This is a genomic window from Streptomyces sp. NPDC002790 (assembly GCF_040295505.1).
Taxonomy (GTDB): Bacteria; Actinomycetota; Actinomycetes; order Streptomycetales; family Streptomycetaceae; genus Streptomyces.
The window spans coordinates 107315-122797 of sequence record NZ_JBEOVM010000006.1; the positions used below are offsets into that span (position 1 = coordinate 107315).

The 15483-nt window shown below is 70.4% G+C and carries 11 protein-coding genes; 8 read left to right on the forward strand and 3 right to left on the reverse strand.

The window, feature by feature from the left end:
• Positions 1–157: 157 nt before the first annotated feature.
• Positions 158–1426, forward strand: coding sequence for a cytochrome P450 (locus ABT004_RS05900; RefSeq protein ID WP_351331649.1), 1269 nt, complete (start codon positions 158–160; stop codon positions 1424–1426).
• 89 nt (positions 1427–1515) lie between these two features.
• Positions 1516–2778, forward strand: coding sequence for an MFS transporter (locus tag ABT004_RS05905; protein WP_351331651.1), 1263 nt, complete (start codon positions 1516–1518; stop codon positions 2776–2778).
• Here the strand turns inward: ABT004_RS05905 and glgX are convergent.
• Positions 2753–4870 carry a glycogen debranching protein GlgX gene (glgX, locus tag ABT004_RS05910; RefSeq protein ID WP_351331653.1) on the reverse strand — a complete coding sequence of 706 codons (2118 nt, stop codon included), beginning with the start codon at positions 4868–4870 and terminating at the stop codon, positions 2753–2755. The genes ABT004_RS05905 and glgX overlap by 26 nt on opposite strands.
• Positions 4871–5084: 214 nt before the next feature.
• Between glgX and ABT004_RS05915 the strand changes: the two genes are divergently transcribed.
• The 4 genes from ABT004_RS05915 to ABT004_RS05930 all read left to right on the forward strand — a co-directional run bounded on the left by ABT004_RS05915 (position 5085) and on the right by ABT004_RS05930 (position 9445).
• A complete protein-coding gene (locus tag ABT004_RS05915) occupies positions 5085–5870 on the forward strand; it encodes a Tat pathway signal sequence domain protein (protein ID WP_351331655.1) in 786 nt (261 codons plus the stop codon).
• Between the two features lie 40 nt (positions 5871–5910).
• Complete coding sequence (locus ABT004_RS05920) at positions 5911–7230, forward strand: copper amine oxidase (RefSeq protein ID WP_351331657.1); 1320 nt, start codon at positions 5911–5913, stop codon at positions 7228–7230.
• A gap of 130 nt (positions 7231–7360) precedes the next feature.
• Positions 7361–8623 carry a DUF5919 domain-containing protein gene (locus tag ABT004_RS05925; RefSeq protein WP_351331659.1) on the forward strand — a complete coding sequence of 421 codons (1263 nt, stop codon included), beginning with the start codon at positions 7361–7363 and terminating at the stop codon, positions 8621–8623.
• Between the two features lie 99 nt (positions 8624–8722).
• The gene (locus tag ABT004_RS05930; protein ID WP_351331661.1) at positions 8723–9445 is read left to right on the forward strand and encodes a 3'-5' exonuclease; all 723 of its coding nucleotides are present in this window, start codon (positions 8723–8725) and stop codon (positions 9443–9445) included.
• A 64-nt stretch (positions 9446–9509) separates the two neighbouring features.
• On the opposite strand, the gene ABT004_RS05935 is transcribed toward ABT004_RS05930, so the two are convergent.
• Complete coding sequence (locus ABT004_RS05935; RefSeq protein WP_351331663.1) at positions 9510–10442, reverse strand: phosphotransferase enzyme family protein; 933 nt, start codon at positions 10440–10442, stop codon at positions 9510–9512.
• Positions 10443–10579: 137 nt separating this feature from the next.
• Here ABT004_RS05935 and mgt point away from each other — a divergent pair, with 137 nt between their 5' ends.
• Positions 10580–11794: a macrolide-inactivating glycosyltransferase gene (gene mgt, locus ABT004_RS05940; protein WP_451190164.1), complete on the forward strand. Its 1215-nt coding sequence runs from the start codon at positions 10580–10582 to the stop codon at positions 11792–11794.
• 193 nt (positions 11795–11987) lie between these two features.
• Positions 11988–13082 carry a CDP-alcohol phosphatidyltransferase family protein gene (locus ABT004_RS05945; RefSeq protein WP_351331667.1) on the forward strand — a complete coding sequence of 365 codons (1095 nt, stop codon included), beginning with the start codon at positions 11988–11990 and terminating at the stop codon, positions 13080–13082.
• A gap of 45 nt (positions 13083–13127) precedes the next feature.
• On the opposite strand, the gene ABT004_RS05950 is transcribed toward ABT004_RS05945, so the two are convergent.
• Positions 13128–15407 carry an MMPL family transporter gene (locus ABT004_RS05950; RefSeq protein WP_351331669.1) on the reverse strand — a complete coding sequence of 760 codons (2280 nt, stop codon included), beginning with the start codon at positions 15405–15407 and terminating at the stop codon, positions 13128–13130.
• Positions 15408–15483 lie beyond the last annotated feature (76 nt).

Sequence of the window (15483 nt, forward strand, 5' to 3'; positions counted from 1 at the left end):
CAGTACCCCATGCTCCGCTCCATGTGTCAAGAAGGCCTATACAGCGGCCCCGGGCCGCTCGGCAGGGGAGAGTTCACGCCACCGCGGCCCGGCGCAGGTCAGACCCGTGCGTCACTCTGAGTCACCGCTGTCACTCGTACGGTGGAACGGAGGCTGCGTGACGAAGGCCTCGGTGGTGCGCTGGGAAGAGCCGCGCGCAGCGACCGGTGCGCGCCCCGGTACAGAGTGGAGTCCCGCGGTGCTGTGCCCTTCCGGACCGGTCTCGTATCCCGACGCACCGGGCTCCTACCCCCGCCCGGGGGTCGCGACGCAACTCCCGAGCCTCGCCTCGCCGCGGACCGCCCACGATCCGTTCCCGCTGTACCGCACGCTGCGGGCCACTCACCCGCTGCACCTCGACGAACCGTTCGGCGCGTGGCTCCTCAGCCGCTACGTGGACGTGCGTACGGCGCTCGCCGACCCCCGGCTGGTCGCGCCGCCTCCCGGCCGCACCTTCGCCCACCTGGAAGACGACACGCTCACCGCCCAGCGCGCACTCCTCGCCCCGGCTCTCCAGGGGCGCGCGTTGGCCACCCTGAAGGCGAGCATCGAACGCACCGCCTACGTACTCGCGCGCCGCCTCGCCCGGCGCCACGAGGCCGACCTGGTCGAGGAGTTCTGCCACTGGCTGCCCGCCGCGGCCGTCGTCCGTGCGCTGGGCCTGCCCTACGAGGGCACCGCGCACGTCGCCGCCCTGTGCCGTGCGGGGCTCACCCACCTGGGCGGCGCCCCAGAGGCCCTGGACGCCTTCCTGCGCCCGCAGATCGCCCGCCGCCGCGCGCACCCCAAGGACGACCTCCTGAGTGCCCTGTGCGCCGCGCGGATCGACGGGCGGCCACTGTCCGACGACACGGTCTGCGGGCTCGCCGCGACGCTCCTCGGGGCGGGCGGGGACGCCACCGACCGGGCCCTCGCCGCGCTCCTCGCCAACCTCCTCGACCACCCCGAGCAGTTGGCGCTTGTACGGGCCCGCCCCGAACTCGTCGACGCCGCCTGGGCCGAGTCGCTGCGCCGCGACCCCGCCGCCCACGTCGTCCTGCGTCGGGCCCTCGCGCCCGTCCCGGTGAGCGGCGGCACGATACCGGCGGGCGCCACGGTCGCGTGCCTGGTCGGCGCGGCGGGCAGGGACGCGATCCGGTTCCCCGACCCCGACCGCTACGACCTGTTCCGCGCGGCTCCCGGGCAGCTGGCCCACGGCACCGGGCGGCACCGCTGCCCGGGCGTCCAACTCGCCCGCCTCACCGCCGACGCGGGCCTGCGCGCCCTGCTGACGGAGCTGCCGTCGATGGCCTGGGCGCCGGGCTTCCGACCCGCCTACGAGGGCCTGCTCACCCGCTCTCCCACGGCTCTCCTCGTACGGCTGCAAGGAGGCCGCGCCGAGGCCTGAGGCGTCATGCGAACCTACGTATCCGGGACGCCGCCTTTCGTGGCATCACCGCATGCGTGCACGCACGCGTGCCTCGTTAACGTCGGACGATGCCTGGTACATCGAACAAGACCGGTGGCACGCTCGACGCGTACCGCAAGGTGCTCGCGGCGACGGGACGCCCGCTGCCCGTCGTGTCGTTCCTCGGGCGGCTCCCGGTCGCGGTGATCCAGTTCGGCAGCGTCCTACTGGTGACCCGCACCAGCGGCTCCCTCGCGACCGGTGGCGTCGTCGCCTGCGCCCTCGCGCTCGGCCAGGTGGCCATGGGGCCGTTCGTCGGGCGGCTTGCGGACCGGCGTGGCCAGCGCCCCGTCGTCCTCGTCCTCGCGCTGCTCAACGGGCTCGCGATCGCCGCCTACACGCTGGGCGCCCTCGCCGGCCTGCCGACGGCGGCGCTGATCGCGCTCGGGGTCCTCGCGGGCGCCACCGTCCCCGGAGTCGGTCCTCTCGCGCGTGCGCGTGGGGTCGCGCTCGTGCGCCGTGAGGGCGGCGACGAGCGGGTGGTGAACGCCCTGCTGTCCCTGGAGTCCACCATGGACGAGCTCAGCTTCGTCCTCGGCCCCGCGCTCATCGGGATCGCCTCCGTAGTGGCGCACCCCGCCTACGCGTTCGGCGCGGCCGCGCTCCTCGTCGCGGTCTGCGGAACCGCGTTCGCGCTGCACCCGAGCGCCACGGCGGTGCCGCCCGCCCCGGCGGACACGCGGCCACGCGCGGGTACGGACCGGCCACGGCTGCCGCGCCAGGTCCACGTGGTGCGCGCCGGGCTCGTCCTCCTCGGCATCCTGCTCGGCGGCTGCGGCGCCGGAATCACCGCACTCACCGAGGAGTTGGGACACGGTGACCAGGCCGGGCTCGTCTACGCCGCCATGGGCGTCATGAGCGCCGTCGCCGGCCTGTCCATGGCGGCGGTGCCCGCCCGGTTCACGCTGCGGGCCCGCTGGCGCGTCGCCACCGCGGCCGCCGCCCTCCTGTCGCTCCCGCTCATCGTCACGCATTCCATGACGCTCCTGTACGTCGTGGTGACCGCCTTCGGTGCCCTGTTCGCCCCGAACCTGATCACCGGGTTCGGACTCACCGAACACGCCGTGCCGCGCGAACGGCTCGGCGAGGGCATGACGGCCGCCGTGAGCGCGTTCGTCGGCGGACAGGCCGTCACCCTCGCCGTGGCGGGCCGTCTCGCGCAGACCCACGGGGCCGCTGCCGCCTTCGCGGTGGGCAGTGTGGCCGCCGGGGCCGCCTTCCTCGTCGCGCTGCGCGTACGGCCCCTCCAGGGGCCGGGCGAGACGGCTACGCCGGCCGTTGCAACACCGTGAGGCTGCGGCCCTGCAAGGTGACTCGGTCACCGGCCTGCACCTTCGGGTCCTCGCCTGCCGCAAGACCTTCGGGCAGCGCCGTGTCGACGACGGCGTGCCACTGGCGCCCGTGGTCGACCGGGACCACGAACTCCTGTGGCTGCGGCGAGGCGTTGAACAGCAGCAGGAACGAGTCGTCCTGGATGCGCTCGCCGCGAGCGCCGGGTTCCGAGATCGCGTTGCCGTTGAGGAACACGGACAGGGCGCGGGCCTGCGCCGCACCCCAGTCCCGCTGCGTCATCTCCTCGCCCTCCGGGGTGAACCACGCGATGTCCGACAGGTCGTCGTGCGTGCCCTCGACCGGACGGCCGTGGAAGAAGCGCCGCCTGCGGAACACCGGATGGTCGCTGCGCAGCCGCACCATCGCGCGCGTGAACTCCAGGAACGGATCCGGCGCGTCGTCGGGCCCGGCCCAGCGCACCCACGCCACCTCGTTGTCCTGGCAATAGGCGTTGTTGTTGCCGCCCTGGGTGCGCCCGAACTCGTCGCCGTGGCTGAGCATCGGGACACCCTGCGACAGCATCAACGTAGCGATGAAGTTGCGCATTTGGCGGGCTCGCAGGTCGAGCACCGCCGCGTCGTCGGTCCCGCCCTCGGCGCCGCAGTTCCACGACCGGTTGTGGCTCTCGCCGTCGCGATTGCCCTCCCCGTTGGCGTCGTTGTGCTTGTCGTTGTACGACACCAGGTCGCGCAGGGTGAAACCGTCGTGGCAGGTCACGAAGTTTATGGAGGCGAGCGGGCGGCGTCCGTCGTCCTGGTAGAGATCCGAAGAGCCGGTCAGCCGGCCCGCGAACTCGGCGAGTGTGCGCGGTTCGCCACGCCACAAGTCCCGTACGGTGTCACGGTACTTGCCGTTCCACTCGGTCCACAGGGGCGGAAAATTTCCCACCTGGTAGCCGCCCTCGCCGACGTCCCAGGGCTCCGCGATCAGCTTCACGCGGGAGACCACCGGGTCCTGCTGCACCAGGTCGAAGAACGACGACAGGCGGTCCACTTCGTGGAACTGTCGGGCCAGGGTGGCGGCCAGGTCGAAGCGGAACCCGTCGACGTGCATCTCCTCGACCCAGTAGCGCAGCGAATCCATGATCATCTGGAGTACGTGCGGGGACCGCATCAGGAGCGAGTTGCCCGTCCCCGTGGTGTCCATGTAGTAATGCGGGTCGTCGGTCAACCTGTAGTAGGACGGATTGTCGAGGCCCTTGAAGGACAGTGTCGGACCCAGGTGGTTGCCTTCGGCCGTGTGGTTGTAGACCACGTCCAGAATGACTTCGATTCCGGCCTGGTGCAGCGCCCGCACCGCGGACTTGAACTCCAGTACCTGCTCGCCCCGGTCGCCCCACGACGCGTACATGTTGTGCGGGGCGAAGAAGCCGATCGTGTTGTAGCCCCAGTAGTTGGTCAGCCCCATCTTGGCCAGGCGGTCGTCATTGACGAACTGGTGCACCGGCATCAACTCCAGTGCGGTGACGCCCAGTTCCGTGAGGTGGTCGATGACCGCAGGATGTGCGAGCGCCGCGTACGTGCCGCGCAGCTCCTCCGGCAGCGAAGGGTGCCGCATCGTCAGGCCCTTCACGTGCGCCTCGTAGAGCACCGTCTCGTGGTACTCCGTGCGCGGCAGCCGGTCGTCGCCCCAGTCGAAGTACGGATTGACCACCACCGACGCCATCGTGTGCGGCGCCGAGTCCAGGTCGTTGCGCTCGTCCGGTGCGTCGAACGGGTAGCCGTACACCGACTCGTTCCACTCGATCCGCCCGCTGATGGCGCGCGCGTACGGGTCGAGGAGCAGCTTCGCCGAGTTGCAGCGCAGGCCGCGCGCGGGCTCGTACGGGCCGTGCGCCCGGTACCCGTAGCGCTGCCCCGGCATGATCCCCGGCAGGTATGCGTGCCGCACGAAGGCGTCGGCCTCCCGCAGTTCCACGGCGGTCTCCGAGCCGTCGTCGTGCAACAGGCACAGCTCGACACGGTCGGCGGCCTCCGAGAAGACCGCGAAGTTCGTCCCGGCACCGTCGTACGCGGCACCCAGTGGATACGCCTGTCCAGGCCAGACCTGCATGCTGACGACTCTTCCTTCCCGAACTCTCCACTAAGTAAGAACTCTCCACTACGTAAGAGCACGGGATACCCCAACCACCCGGCGGTCCGGGCGGCATCGGACACTCTCTGCCCGAATGTGAGGCAACCACACGGGAGTTGGAACGCTCTTACCTGACGACCACGTCGGTCCGGCATGCCCTCGACCGGGGCTGCCGGGGAAGTTGGGGGAAGATGTGCGCACAACTGTAAGACGCCATCTCGGGAAGCTGATGGCGGTGGGGGCGCTCGCGATCGCGGGCGTTGCCGTCGCGGTCGGTGTGACACTGCCGGAGGACGGCGGGAACGACATGACCAGGGCGGGGGCCGCACAGCAGGACGCGGTGGCCCCGGAGGGCACCGTGGAGCCCGCGCCTGCACAGGACGCGAAGGGGGTGGGGCGCGATCCGCTCACGGACGCGGAGACGGACCGCGCCGAGAAGCTGGCGACAGCGCCTGCCGCTCTGCGGCTCGACGCGCGGGACGTGGAGGGCGACCGAGGCCCCCAGCACCTGTCGACGAACCTGACAGAGGTCGACCCGGGCCTCAGTGACGCCGCCGCGGGCGAACGCCGCGCCGACGTCGTCTACTACGACTACAAGAGCGACTCCGTCGTCACGAAGACGGTGAACCTCGACACGGGGAAGGTCGAGGACAGCAGGACCGACCAGGGCGTGCAGCCGCCGCCCAGCCAGGGCGAACTCGCGGAGGCGGCACAGCTGTTGATCGCCGACCCGCTGGGCGCCGACCTGAAGGGCGACTACAAGGACGCCACCGGCAAGCAGCTCGCGAAGCCGGACCAGCTGCAGCTGAGCGGCATGGTGTTCCGCAAGAAGACCGTCGCGAACGTCCCCGCAGGACTCAAGGAGTGCGGTGAGCACCGTTGCCTGCGCGTCATCACCAAGGTCGTCAACGGACCGTGGATCGACACCCGCGATCTCATCGTCGACCTGAGCGCCCGCACCGTCTCCCGCCTCGGCTGAGGACTCCGCCGACCTCTCCTCCACGAAGGAGCGCTTCCGTATGCACGTCAACAGAGTTCCGCGCGCCCGCACAAGGCCCGCACTCGCGGTCACGGGTCTCGCGGTCACCGCGCTGCTCGCCGGCCTCTTCGCCACCGCACCGGCCGCCACGGCCGCCCCGCCACAGGCGTCCCAGGCCGCCGCGCCCGCCTGCTCGGACGCGTACCGCATCGAGCAGACCCTCGACGGCGGCACCACCTGGAGCATGTGCTGGCACTACAACACGCTGGCAGGGCTCGTCCTGGACGACGTCAGCTACCAGCCCAAGGGTGAGGCCGCGCCGATCAAGGTCCTGACCAGCGCACGGCTCGCGCAGGTCCACGTCCCCTACGACGACGGGGAGGCCGAGTACGACGACGTCACCGGCACCGACTTCGGGCAGGCACTGCAGAACCTGAAGCCCGCCGAGTGCCCCGGCGGCACCATCAAGACCGTCAAGGTCCCCGACATGGGCAACGTGAAGGGGCTCTGCACCACCACGCGTGCGCGCGGGCACGCGTACCGGCTGAGCGACGACTACTCGACCGGAGGCAGCGGCAAGGTCTACCAGGCCCAGGGCAAGGACCTGCTCGTCTACACGGTCAACAAGGCGTCCTGGTACGAGTACATCACCGAGTGGCGCTTCGCCTCCGACGGCACCATCACGTCCAACATAGGCGCCACCGGCAGCCTCTCCCCGTACGACTACGACGGCACCGACGGCAAGGGCTGGCCCATCGGCAAGGGCGCGAGCGCCTACGCCGAGAGCCACAGCCACAACGTCTTCTGGAGGCTCAACTTCGGCCTGGACGGCTCGCCCAAGGCCAAGGTCGAGCAGTACGACTCCAAGGTGACGCCGCCGCAGGGGGACGGATCACCCACGACGAAGACGACCCGCACCCCCGTCACCAAGGAACTCGCGGGCGACGTAAAGGACATGCGGTGGTGGCGCGTGGTCTCCACCGCCGGCAAGAACAAGGACAACCACCCCAGGTCGTACGAGTTCGTGCCCGGCCGCTCCAACCGGTACCCCGGACGTGCCTTCACCAAGCACGACGTCTACTTCACCGAGTACAAGAAGTGCGAGCAGTACGCGAGCGACAACCCGGCGGCGAACTGCGGAGGCACCAGCGTCAACAAGTGGGTGAACGGCCAGACGCTCAAGCACCCGATCACCTGGGTCAACATCGGGTTCCACCACATCGCCCGTGACGAGGACCAGCAACCCATGCCGGTGCACTGGCAGGGCTTCTCGCTGGCTCCCAGGGACGTGACCGCTATGAATCCGCTCACTCCGGACGACCTCGCGGGGCAGAACGGGGTTCCCCGAAACGGTAGTTGAGAAACCGGCGGCTTCATCCGGCTGCACCGCCACCCGCTCCCGGAGTACCCTTCCTTGATCGTTGCTGGGAGCTGTGCTCTACACGTTCGGGCACGACAAACGCGGGGGAGCGGAAGGCGGTGCGGAGCGGGTGAGCTCGGGAGGGCTGGAGCTGCCCCCTGGTGACGACGGTCACGAGGGCCAGGACAGCCAGGAGGCAACCTCCACGGAGATCCCGCCCGGAGCGGTGTCGCTGGCCATGGACGTCGCGTCCCAGATCGGACCGGAGCTGGACTGGGGCGCCGACGCCTGGCGCGAGGTCCGTACGCGCGCGCAACGCGCGGGGCGGGCCTATATCTGGCTGAACCTGGTGGAGCAGCGGCTGCGCGCCGTCGTCGCCGCCGTGCTCCGCCCCATCTACGTGCCCGTGCACGGTGAGGACTGGGTGGTCGCCGCGGCGGGGCCCGCCGGGCAGGAGTGGGTGCAGCGGGCCGTCGCCGTCCGCGAGGTCAGCCGCCGCAAGGGGTATCTCCTCGACCCGGCGGACGACAACGTGCTGTCGTTCCTGACCCTGCCGCAGCTGCGCGAGCTGATGGTGCAGCACTGGCCGTGCTTCGAGCCGTACTTCGACGACCGCCGCGACGTCGAGCTCGCGCTGGACGAGCTGGAGGTCACGCGCAATGTGGTCTCCCGCAACCGCGCCCTCTCGGAGACGGTGCTCGCCCAGGCCGAGCGAGCCTCCTCCCGCCTCCTGGACATACTCGGCGCCGGCTCCGACGTCCCCTCGGCCCGCCGGCTGCCCGTCGACGCCGTCGAGGACCTGGTCGGCGACCGGTACGCGGACGTGGTGGGGGTGCACCCGGACCGGGTCAGGCTGCTGCGCCAGTTCCCCGCCGAGGACCTCTTCGGCGGGGCGCGGCGCCTGGACGCCATCGGGATAGGGCTCAACCTGCTCGCGCAGAACTTCTCGGGCCGCCGCCTGGTCCGCCTCGCCGAGTCTGGCTGCCGGATACGGCTCCTCTTCCTCAACCCGGCGTCCAGTGCGGTCAAACGGCGCGAAAGGGAACTCGGGCTCAAACGGGGCGAGTTGAGCCGCTCCGTCGAGATGAACATCATGCACATGCGCCGGGTGCGGGACCGCCTCAAGGACCCCGGCGCCTTCGAGGTCTGCGTCTTCGACGAGACGCCGCGCTTCAACGCGTATCTCGTCGACGGTGACGGATCGGACGGCATCGCGGTCGTCCAGTCGTATCTGCGCAGGACGCGGGGGATGGAGGCACCGGTCCTCGTGCTGCGTGGCGGGGGCCGCGTCGTGAAGGCGAGCGCGTCGACGGACACGGGGGAGAACGGCCTTTTCGTGACGTACCGCGACGAATTCGAGCAGGCCTGGGCGGACGCGCGACCGGTGTCGTAGCGGCCCCGGCCGGGCCCTGCCGGGTGCCCGGCGGGATTGTCAGTGGGGCGTGCGAAGGTGGTGGTCACTGGGGGAACGCACCACGAGAAGGGGGCTGTCATGGCCTGGCACCGCGAGCTGCTGATCGGCTTCGACCTGGAGACGACCGGGACTGATCCGCGCGATGCGCGCATCGTCACCGCCGCCGTCATAGAGGTGAAGGACGGCGCGGTCCTCGGCCACCGGCAATGGCTGGCCGACCCCGGAGTGCCGATCCCCGAAGAAGCGATCGCGGTGCACGGCGTCACCAACGAACGGGCGGCCGCCGAGGGCGAGCCCGCCGACCGGGTCGCCGACGCCCTCGCCGGGATACTGGTCGACCACTGGCGCGCGGGCGTCCCCGTGGTGGCGTACAACGCGACGTTCGACCTCACCCTGCTCTCCGCCGAACTCGCCAGGCACGGGCTGCCGTCCCTGCGGGAGCGCCTCGCGGGAGCGGAGCCGGGCCCGGTCGTCGACCCGTACACGATCGACCGCACCGTCGACCGCTACCGAAGGGGCAAGCGCAACCTCGAAGCGGTCTGCACCGAGTACGGCGTCCCGCTCGACGCCGCGCACGACGCCTCGGCGGACGCGTTGGCCGCGGCGTTGCTCGCCCGCGCGATAGGCGAGCGCCACGCGAAGGTCGCGCAGCTCGGGGTGGCGGAGCTGCATCGCAGACAGGTGGAGTGGTTCGCCGAGTCGGCGGCCGACTTCCAGAACTTCCTCCGCCGCAAGGGCAATCCGGACGCGGTGGTCGACACGGTGTGGCCGATGCGCACCTCAAGCCCGTCCGGCGATTGAGGACTGGGGGTCCGGGGGCAAAGCCCCCGAGCCTGCCGCAGGCACGACGACCTCAGAGCCGCCCTCAGAACGGATACCACCGCACCGCCGCGTCCCCGTCCCGGAGCGACCCGACCCTCCGCCGAAACTCCACCAACGCCTTCGGGTTGGCCGCCGCATGCTGCGCAACCCACGCACAGGACGCCGTCTCCCGCGCCCCCCTCAGCACCGCACACCCCTCCCACTCCCGCACATCCCACCCGTACGCGGAAACGAACCCGTCATACGCCGCCGCAGGCAACCCGTACCGGTCCCGGGACAGGGCCATGACGACCAGATCGTGCTCCCGCAGATCGGAGGAGAACGTCTCGAGATCGACGAGTACGGGCCCCTCGGGCCCGATGTGCACATTGCGCGGCAGGGCATCACCGTGGATCGGCCCGGCCGGCAGCCGCGGGGTCAACGCCGCGGCGGCGGCTGCGAACCCGTCCCGCCGCTCGCGCAGATAGTCCGCGTCGGCCGGGTCGATCGCGTCGCCCGCGAGCCGCAGCCAGCGCTCGACCCCGCTGAGCAACTCCCGCCGCGGCAGCTCGAAACCGGTCGGCGCAGGCAGCGCGTGCACGAGCTTGATCAGCTCCGCCAGATCGCGCGGCTCGGCCGGGCGGACCGCCGCCGGGATGCGGTGCCACACGGTCACCGGATGCCCGTCCACGACGAGCGCCTCGTCCTTCGCGGCGCGCACCGCGGGGACGTCGTGCGCCGCGAGGTAGGAGGCGATGGCCAGTTCGCGGCGGGCGCGGTCGAGCAGTTCGGCGCCGCCGTGCTCGGCGCTGCGCCCGATCTTGACGACGAGGTCGCCGACGCCGAACACCGCGTTCTCCCCGAACGCCAGCAACTCCGCGGCACCCACCGCACCCGCGGCACCCGCACCGAGCCCACCCTCAGCTCCCGCCGCCCCGGCACTACCGTCCAAAACATCCGCCCGTGCCAGCACTTCCCGTGCCCGTGCCTCGTCCATGCTGTGCCTCCTGCGGCCCCGCGGCCCTGCGTCTCACCTGGTACGGGGTCAGTCTCGCACCCGGCATTACCGGGCATTACCCGACAGTGCCCGCTAACCAATTGCACGAGACGTCTCGTCTCGTTTACGCTGGGGTCATGACGAACCCGAACCACGGCAAACGTGCCCACATCGCCATGTTCTCCATCGCCGCCCACGGGCACGTGAACCCGAGCCTCGAAGTGATCCGGGAGCTCGTCGCCCGTGGGCACCGCGTCACGTACGCGATCCCGCACCTGTTCGAGGAGAAGATCGCCGAGACCGGCGCCGAGCCGGTCCTCTACCGCACCACGCTCCCCGGCCCGGACGACGACCCGGCGGCGTGGGGGACGACGCTGCTCGACAACGTGGAGCCGTTCCTGGACGACGCGATCCAGACCCTCCCGCAGCTCATCGAGGCCTACGAGGGGGAGGGCGGGGTCGGCGTCCCCGACCTCGTCATCCACGACATCACCTCGTACCCGGCGGGCGTCCTCGCCCACCGCTGGGGTGTGCCCGCGGTGACGCTCTCGCCGAACCTCGTCGCCTGGGAGGGGTACAAGGAGGAGGTCGCGCTGCCGATGTGGGAGGAGCCCCGGAAGACGCCGCGCGGGAAGGCCTACTACGAGAAGTTCGACGCGTGGCTCAAGGAGTCCGGCGTACCGAGGACCGCCGACGAATTCTGGGGTGTCTACGACCGCACCCTCGTCCTCATGCCGAAGGCCCTCCAGCCGAATGCCGACCGGGTCGACGAGAAGAAGAACATTTTCGTCGGCGCCTGCCAGGGCGACCGGTCCGCGCAGGGCGACTGGGAGCGCCCCGCCGACGCCGAGCACGTGCTGCTCGTGTCGCTCGGCTCGTCGTTCACCAAGCAGCCCGATTTCTACCGGGAATGCGTGAAGGCGTTCGGTGATCTGCCGGGCTGGCACGTCGTGCTCCAGGTCGGCAAGCACGTCACCGCCGAGGACCTCGGGGCGGTCCCCGGCAACGTAGAGGTGTGTCAGTGGGCGCCGCAGTTGGCGATCCTCAAGAAGGCGGACGCCTTCATCACGCACGCCGGCGCGGGCGGCAGCCAGGAGGGCCTGGCCACCGCGACGCCGATGGTCGCCGTGCCGCAGGCCGTCGACCAGTTCGGCAACGCCGACATGCTCCAGGGGCTCGGCGTCGCCCGGCACGTACCCATGGAGGAGGCGAACGCGGAGACGCTCCGGGAGGCCGTCCTCGCGCTGGTCGACGACCCGGAGGTGGCGCGCCGCTTCGCCGCCGTTCAGCAGGACATGACCAAGGAGGGTGGAACGAGGCAGGCGGCCGACCTCATCGAGGCCGCCCTGTAGACGCGATTTTTCGCGAAACGGTTCCACTGTTCCGTAAGAAGTGTGTGCCTAACAGATAACGAAATTGACTCGTCTGTGATGTACGACCAATACCTCTCAATAAAGGTTGCGTTCGTACGTTCTTGAACTTGGGGAGAACTGATTCTTACTGTGAGGTGAACCTACTTTTGAACACAGAAAGCTGGCGTGCCTCATGCCCCGAGACATACCGTCGTTGCCCGAAGTGCGGCGTCTCACCCAGAAAAAGCGCGACGCGTGGTGGACCGTGCTGCTCGTCGACCCGATGGCCACACCTCTCGTCCGGGTCACGGCGCGCTGGACGCGCATCACCCCGAACCAGATCACCTGGGGAGCCCTGATCCTGGGGCTCGGCGCGGCCGGCTGTTTCGCGATGGGGGACTGGCGCTGGCTGATCGCCGGAGCCGTCATCTACCACCTGAGCTTCGTGCTCGACTGCATGGACGGCAAGGTCGCGCGGCTGACCGGGCAGGGCTCCGTGTTCGGCGCCTGGCTCGACTACATCTTCGACCGCGTCCGCGTCATGGCCTGCGCCGTGGCGCTGATGGGCGGCCAGTTCCAGCGCACCGGTGACCTGATCTACATCTGGCTCGCCGTGGCCGTCGTCTTCCTCGACGGGCTGCGCTACATCAACTCGCTGGAGATCTTCAAGACCCGGCACTCGATGCGCAAGCAGATCAAGGCCCGTATGCGGGCGGCCCGCCGCGCGCAGAACGCGGAGCGCATCGCGTTCATGGAGGACCTGCTGCGGGCCAACCCGTCCGCGGACATGGAGCAGGACCTGAACGGCGCGGCCGCCTCGCAAGCCGCTTCCGACGCCGCCGCCGATGAGGCATCCGACGACGCCTCCGACGACGAGGTGACCGAGCAGGCGGAAACCTTCGGCCCGGCCCCGCGGCCCAAGGTCGTCGACCTGCACCAGGAGTTCCGCAGCCGCTTCCCGGTCTATCTGCGTTTCCGGGCCTTCATGCTGCGCCACCGGATCCGTACGCACCTGGTGAGCGGCATCGAGTTCCAGATGGCCGTCTTCATTGTCGGGCCGCTGATCGACCAGGTGCTCGGGGCGACCATCGTGGCCGGCGCGCTGCTGCTCGTCTTCGAACTCGCCATCGTCTACAAGCTGTTGCTGTCCACGCGCGACTTCGGCCGCACGCTGGAGGCCTTCGAGAAGGACGACCTCGAGCGGGACGGCATCGAGGAAAACGGCACCCAGCGGGCCGGTGTCGACGACAACGATGTCGACGAGAAGAGCCTGTCCACCGTCGCGTAACGCGAGCGGTGAACAGGCCGTGGGCCCGAGGGGCCGGGCGCGATGTCAGACGCGTACCTCCTCGCCGCCCTCGCGCGGGACCGGGGCGGGCTCGATGCCCGCCTCGTCGTGCGTCAGGTCCGGCAGCCGGTGCAGCCATTTCGGCAGATACCAGTTGCGCTCCCCGAGGAGCGCCATCACGGCCGGGAGCAGCACACCGCGGATGACGGTCGCGTCGATGAGGATGGCGGCCGCGAGGCCCACGCCCATCTGCTTCATGGACTGCATGGACAGCGTTCCGAAGATGCTGAACACGGCGACCATGATGACGGCCGCGCTGGTGACCACGCCCGCGGTGGTGACGACGCCCTGCCGGATCGCATCGAGGTTCGTACGCCCCTGAAGGCGCGCCTCCTTGATCCGGGACACCACGAACACGTGGTAGTCCATCGACAGGCCGAACAGGATGACGAACAGGAACAGCGGCAGCCACGTGATGATGGCGCCCACGCCCTCCGCGCCGACGAGCGAGGCTCCCCAGCCGTGCTGGAAGATGGCGACGAGGACCCCGTAGGCGGCGCCCACCGACAGCAGGTTGAGCACGATCGACGTGATCGCGACCGTCAGTGAGCGGAACGAGAGCAGCATCAGCAGGAACGCGAACGCGACGACGAACGCGAAGACCGGGACGACGGAACCGACGATCTGGTCGTTGAAGTCCTTCGACCCCGCGACCTGCCCGGTGATCGGCGCCTCGACGCCGCCGACCTTGTCGAACGTGTCGGGCCGCACCTCGTCGCGCAGCAGCGCCAGGCTCTTCTCGGCCTTGTCCTGATCGGATCCGCCCACGAGCGGTACGTCGACGATCGCCACGTTCCCGTCCCGGTGCACGGTGACCTCGACAGGGCCGCGCGAGGCGCCCGAACTCACGGCCCGCGCACGGAAGTCGGCGAGGGCGGCGCGCACATCGGCGGCGTTGATGTCGTCGGCCTTCACGACCACCTCGGCCGGGTCCGAGCCGCCGGGGAACGCCGCGTTGACCCGGTCGTACGTCGCCACGATCGGCAGCGAGTCGCCGAACTCCTGGTCCAGGGTGAGGTTCTGGGTCTTCATGCCGAGCGCGGGCGCGGCGATCGCGAGCAGCGCGCCGACCGCGACGGCGACGGAGACGGCGGGCCGCGCCAGGACGACGGTCAGCACCCGGCTCCAGAAGCGGCTGCCCGAACCGCCTTCACCGTTACCGGCGCCCCGCCGCTTCGTCGGGTGCAGGAACGGGATCCGCCCCTTCTCCACCCGGTGCCCGAGCAGCGAGAGCAGCGCCGGGAGCACGGTCACGGAGCCCACCATCGCGACCGCGACCACCATCAGCGAGGCGAGTCCCATCGCCTGGAACTCGGCGAGCCCGGTGAACATCATGCCCGCCATCGCCACGCACACCGTGACCCCGGAGACGATGATCGCCCGGCCGCTGGTGGCCGCCGCCACCCGCAGTGCCGTCTGCGGATCGTGCCCCTTCATCCGCTCCTCGCGCTCGCGCCGCAGATAGAACAGGCAGTAGTCGACGCCGACCGCGAGGCCCACGAGCAGCATCACCGAGTTGGCGGTCTCGCTCATCGGCTGCAGATGGCTGACGAGGCCCATCAGGCCCATCGTCGCCATGATCGCCGTGACGGCGAGCGCCACCGGCAGCAGCGCCGCGACGAGCGCGCCGAACGCGATCAGCAGGATGCCGAGCGCCACCGGCACCGCCGAGTACTCGGCCTTCTGGAAGTCGTCGCCGAACGCGTCGTCGAACGTCTTGTTCATGCTCGCGGCGCCGATCTCCTCGATCCGCAGCGCGTCATGATCGTCCGCGACCCCCGCGACGGCCTTCTGGACCGGTTCGACCCGGTCGGCCGCGGTGTCGGGGTCGCCCCGCATGTCGAACTGGACGAGCGCGGCGCGGCCGTCCTTCGAGATCGTCCGGGTGTCGGCGGCGTACGGCGAGCGCACGGCGGTCGCCTCGCCCGTGCCCTCGACGGCCTTCACCACGTCGGCGACCGCTGCCCTGAACTCCGGCGCAGTGGCCCGCAATGCCCCGTTTTTGCTCTGTACGAGCACGGTCTCGCCCGCCGGTTCGTCGACACCCGCGTCGTCGATGATGCGCGCGGCCTGGCTCGTCTCGCCCTTGAGCTGGTCGTCCTCCGAGACGTCCACCCGCCCCGTGACGGACCCGAGGCCCATCGCCACCACGACGAAGAGCACCCAGATCCCCACCGCCGCCCACCTGTGCCGGGCGCTCCATCCGCCCGCCCTGGCCGCGAATCCCCGCACCCGGCGCTCCGGCCGTACCCCGTTCCCTGCCATCAGGTCACCTCCAAAAACGAAGGTATGGGCGGGATGAGGCAGGTACGTCGTGCTGTTCGGTGAGGTGCCGCGGGCG

Coding starts and splice junctions, on each gene's coding strand:
- ABT004_RS05905 (WP_351331651.1), top strand. CDS start 1,516: ATGCCTGGTACATCGAACAAGACCGGTGGCACGCTCGACGCGTACCGC.
- glgX (WP_351331653.1), bottom strand. CDS start 4,870: ATGCAGGTCTGGCCTGGACAGGCGTATCCACTGGGTGCCGCGTACGAC.
- ABT004_RS05920 (WP_351331657.1), top strand. CDS start 5,911: ATGCACGTCAACAGAGTTCCGCGCGCCCGCACAAGGCCCGCACTCGCG.
- ABT004_RS05930 (WP_351331661.1), top strand. CDS start 8,723: ATGGCCTGGCACCGCGAGCTGCTGATCGGCTTCGACCTGGAGACGACC.
- ABT004_RS05935 (WP_351331663.1), bottom strand. CDS start 10,442: ATGGACGAGGCACGGGCACGGGAAGTGCTGGCACGGGCGGATGTTTTG.
- mgt (WP_451190164.1), top strand. CDS start 10,580: ATGACGAACCCGAACCACGGCAAACGTGCCCACATCGCCATGTTCTCC.
- ABT004_RS05945 (WP_351331667.1), top strand. CDS start 11,988: ATGCCCCGAGACATACCGTCGTTGCCCGAAGTGCGGCGTCTCACCCAG.
- ABT004_RS05950 (WP_351331669.1), bottom strand. CDS start 15,407: ATGGCAGGGAACGGGGTACGGCCGGAGCGCCGGGTGCGGGGATTCGCG.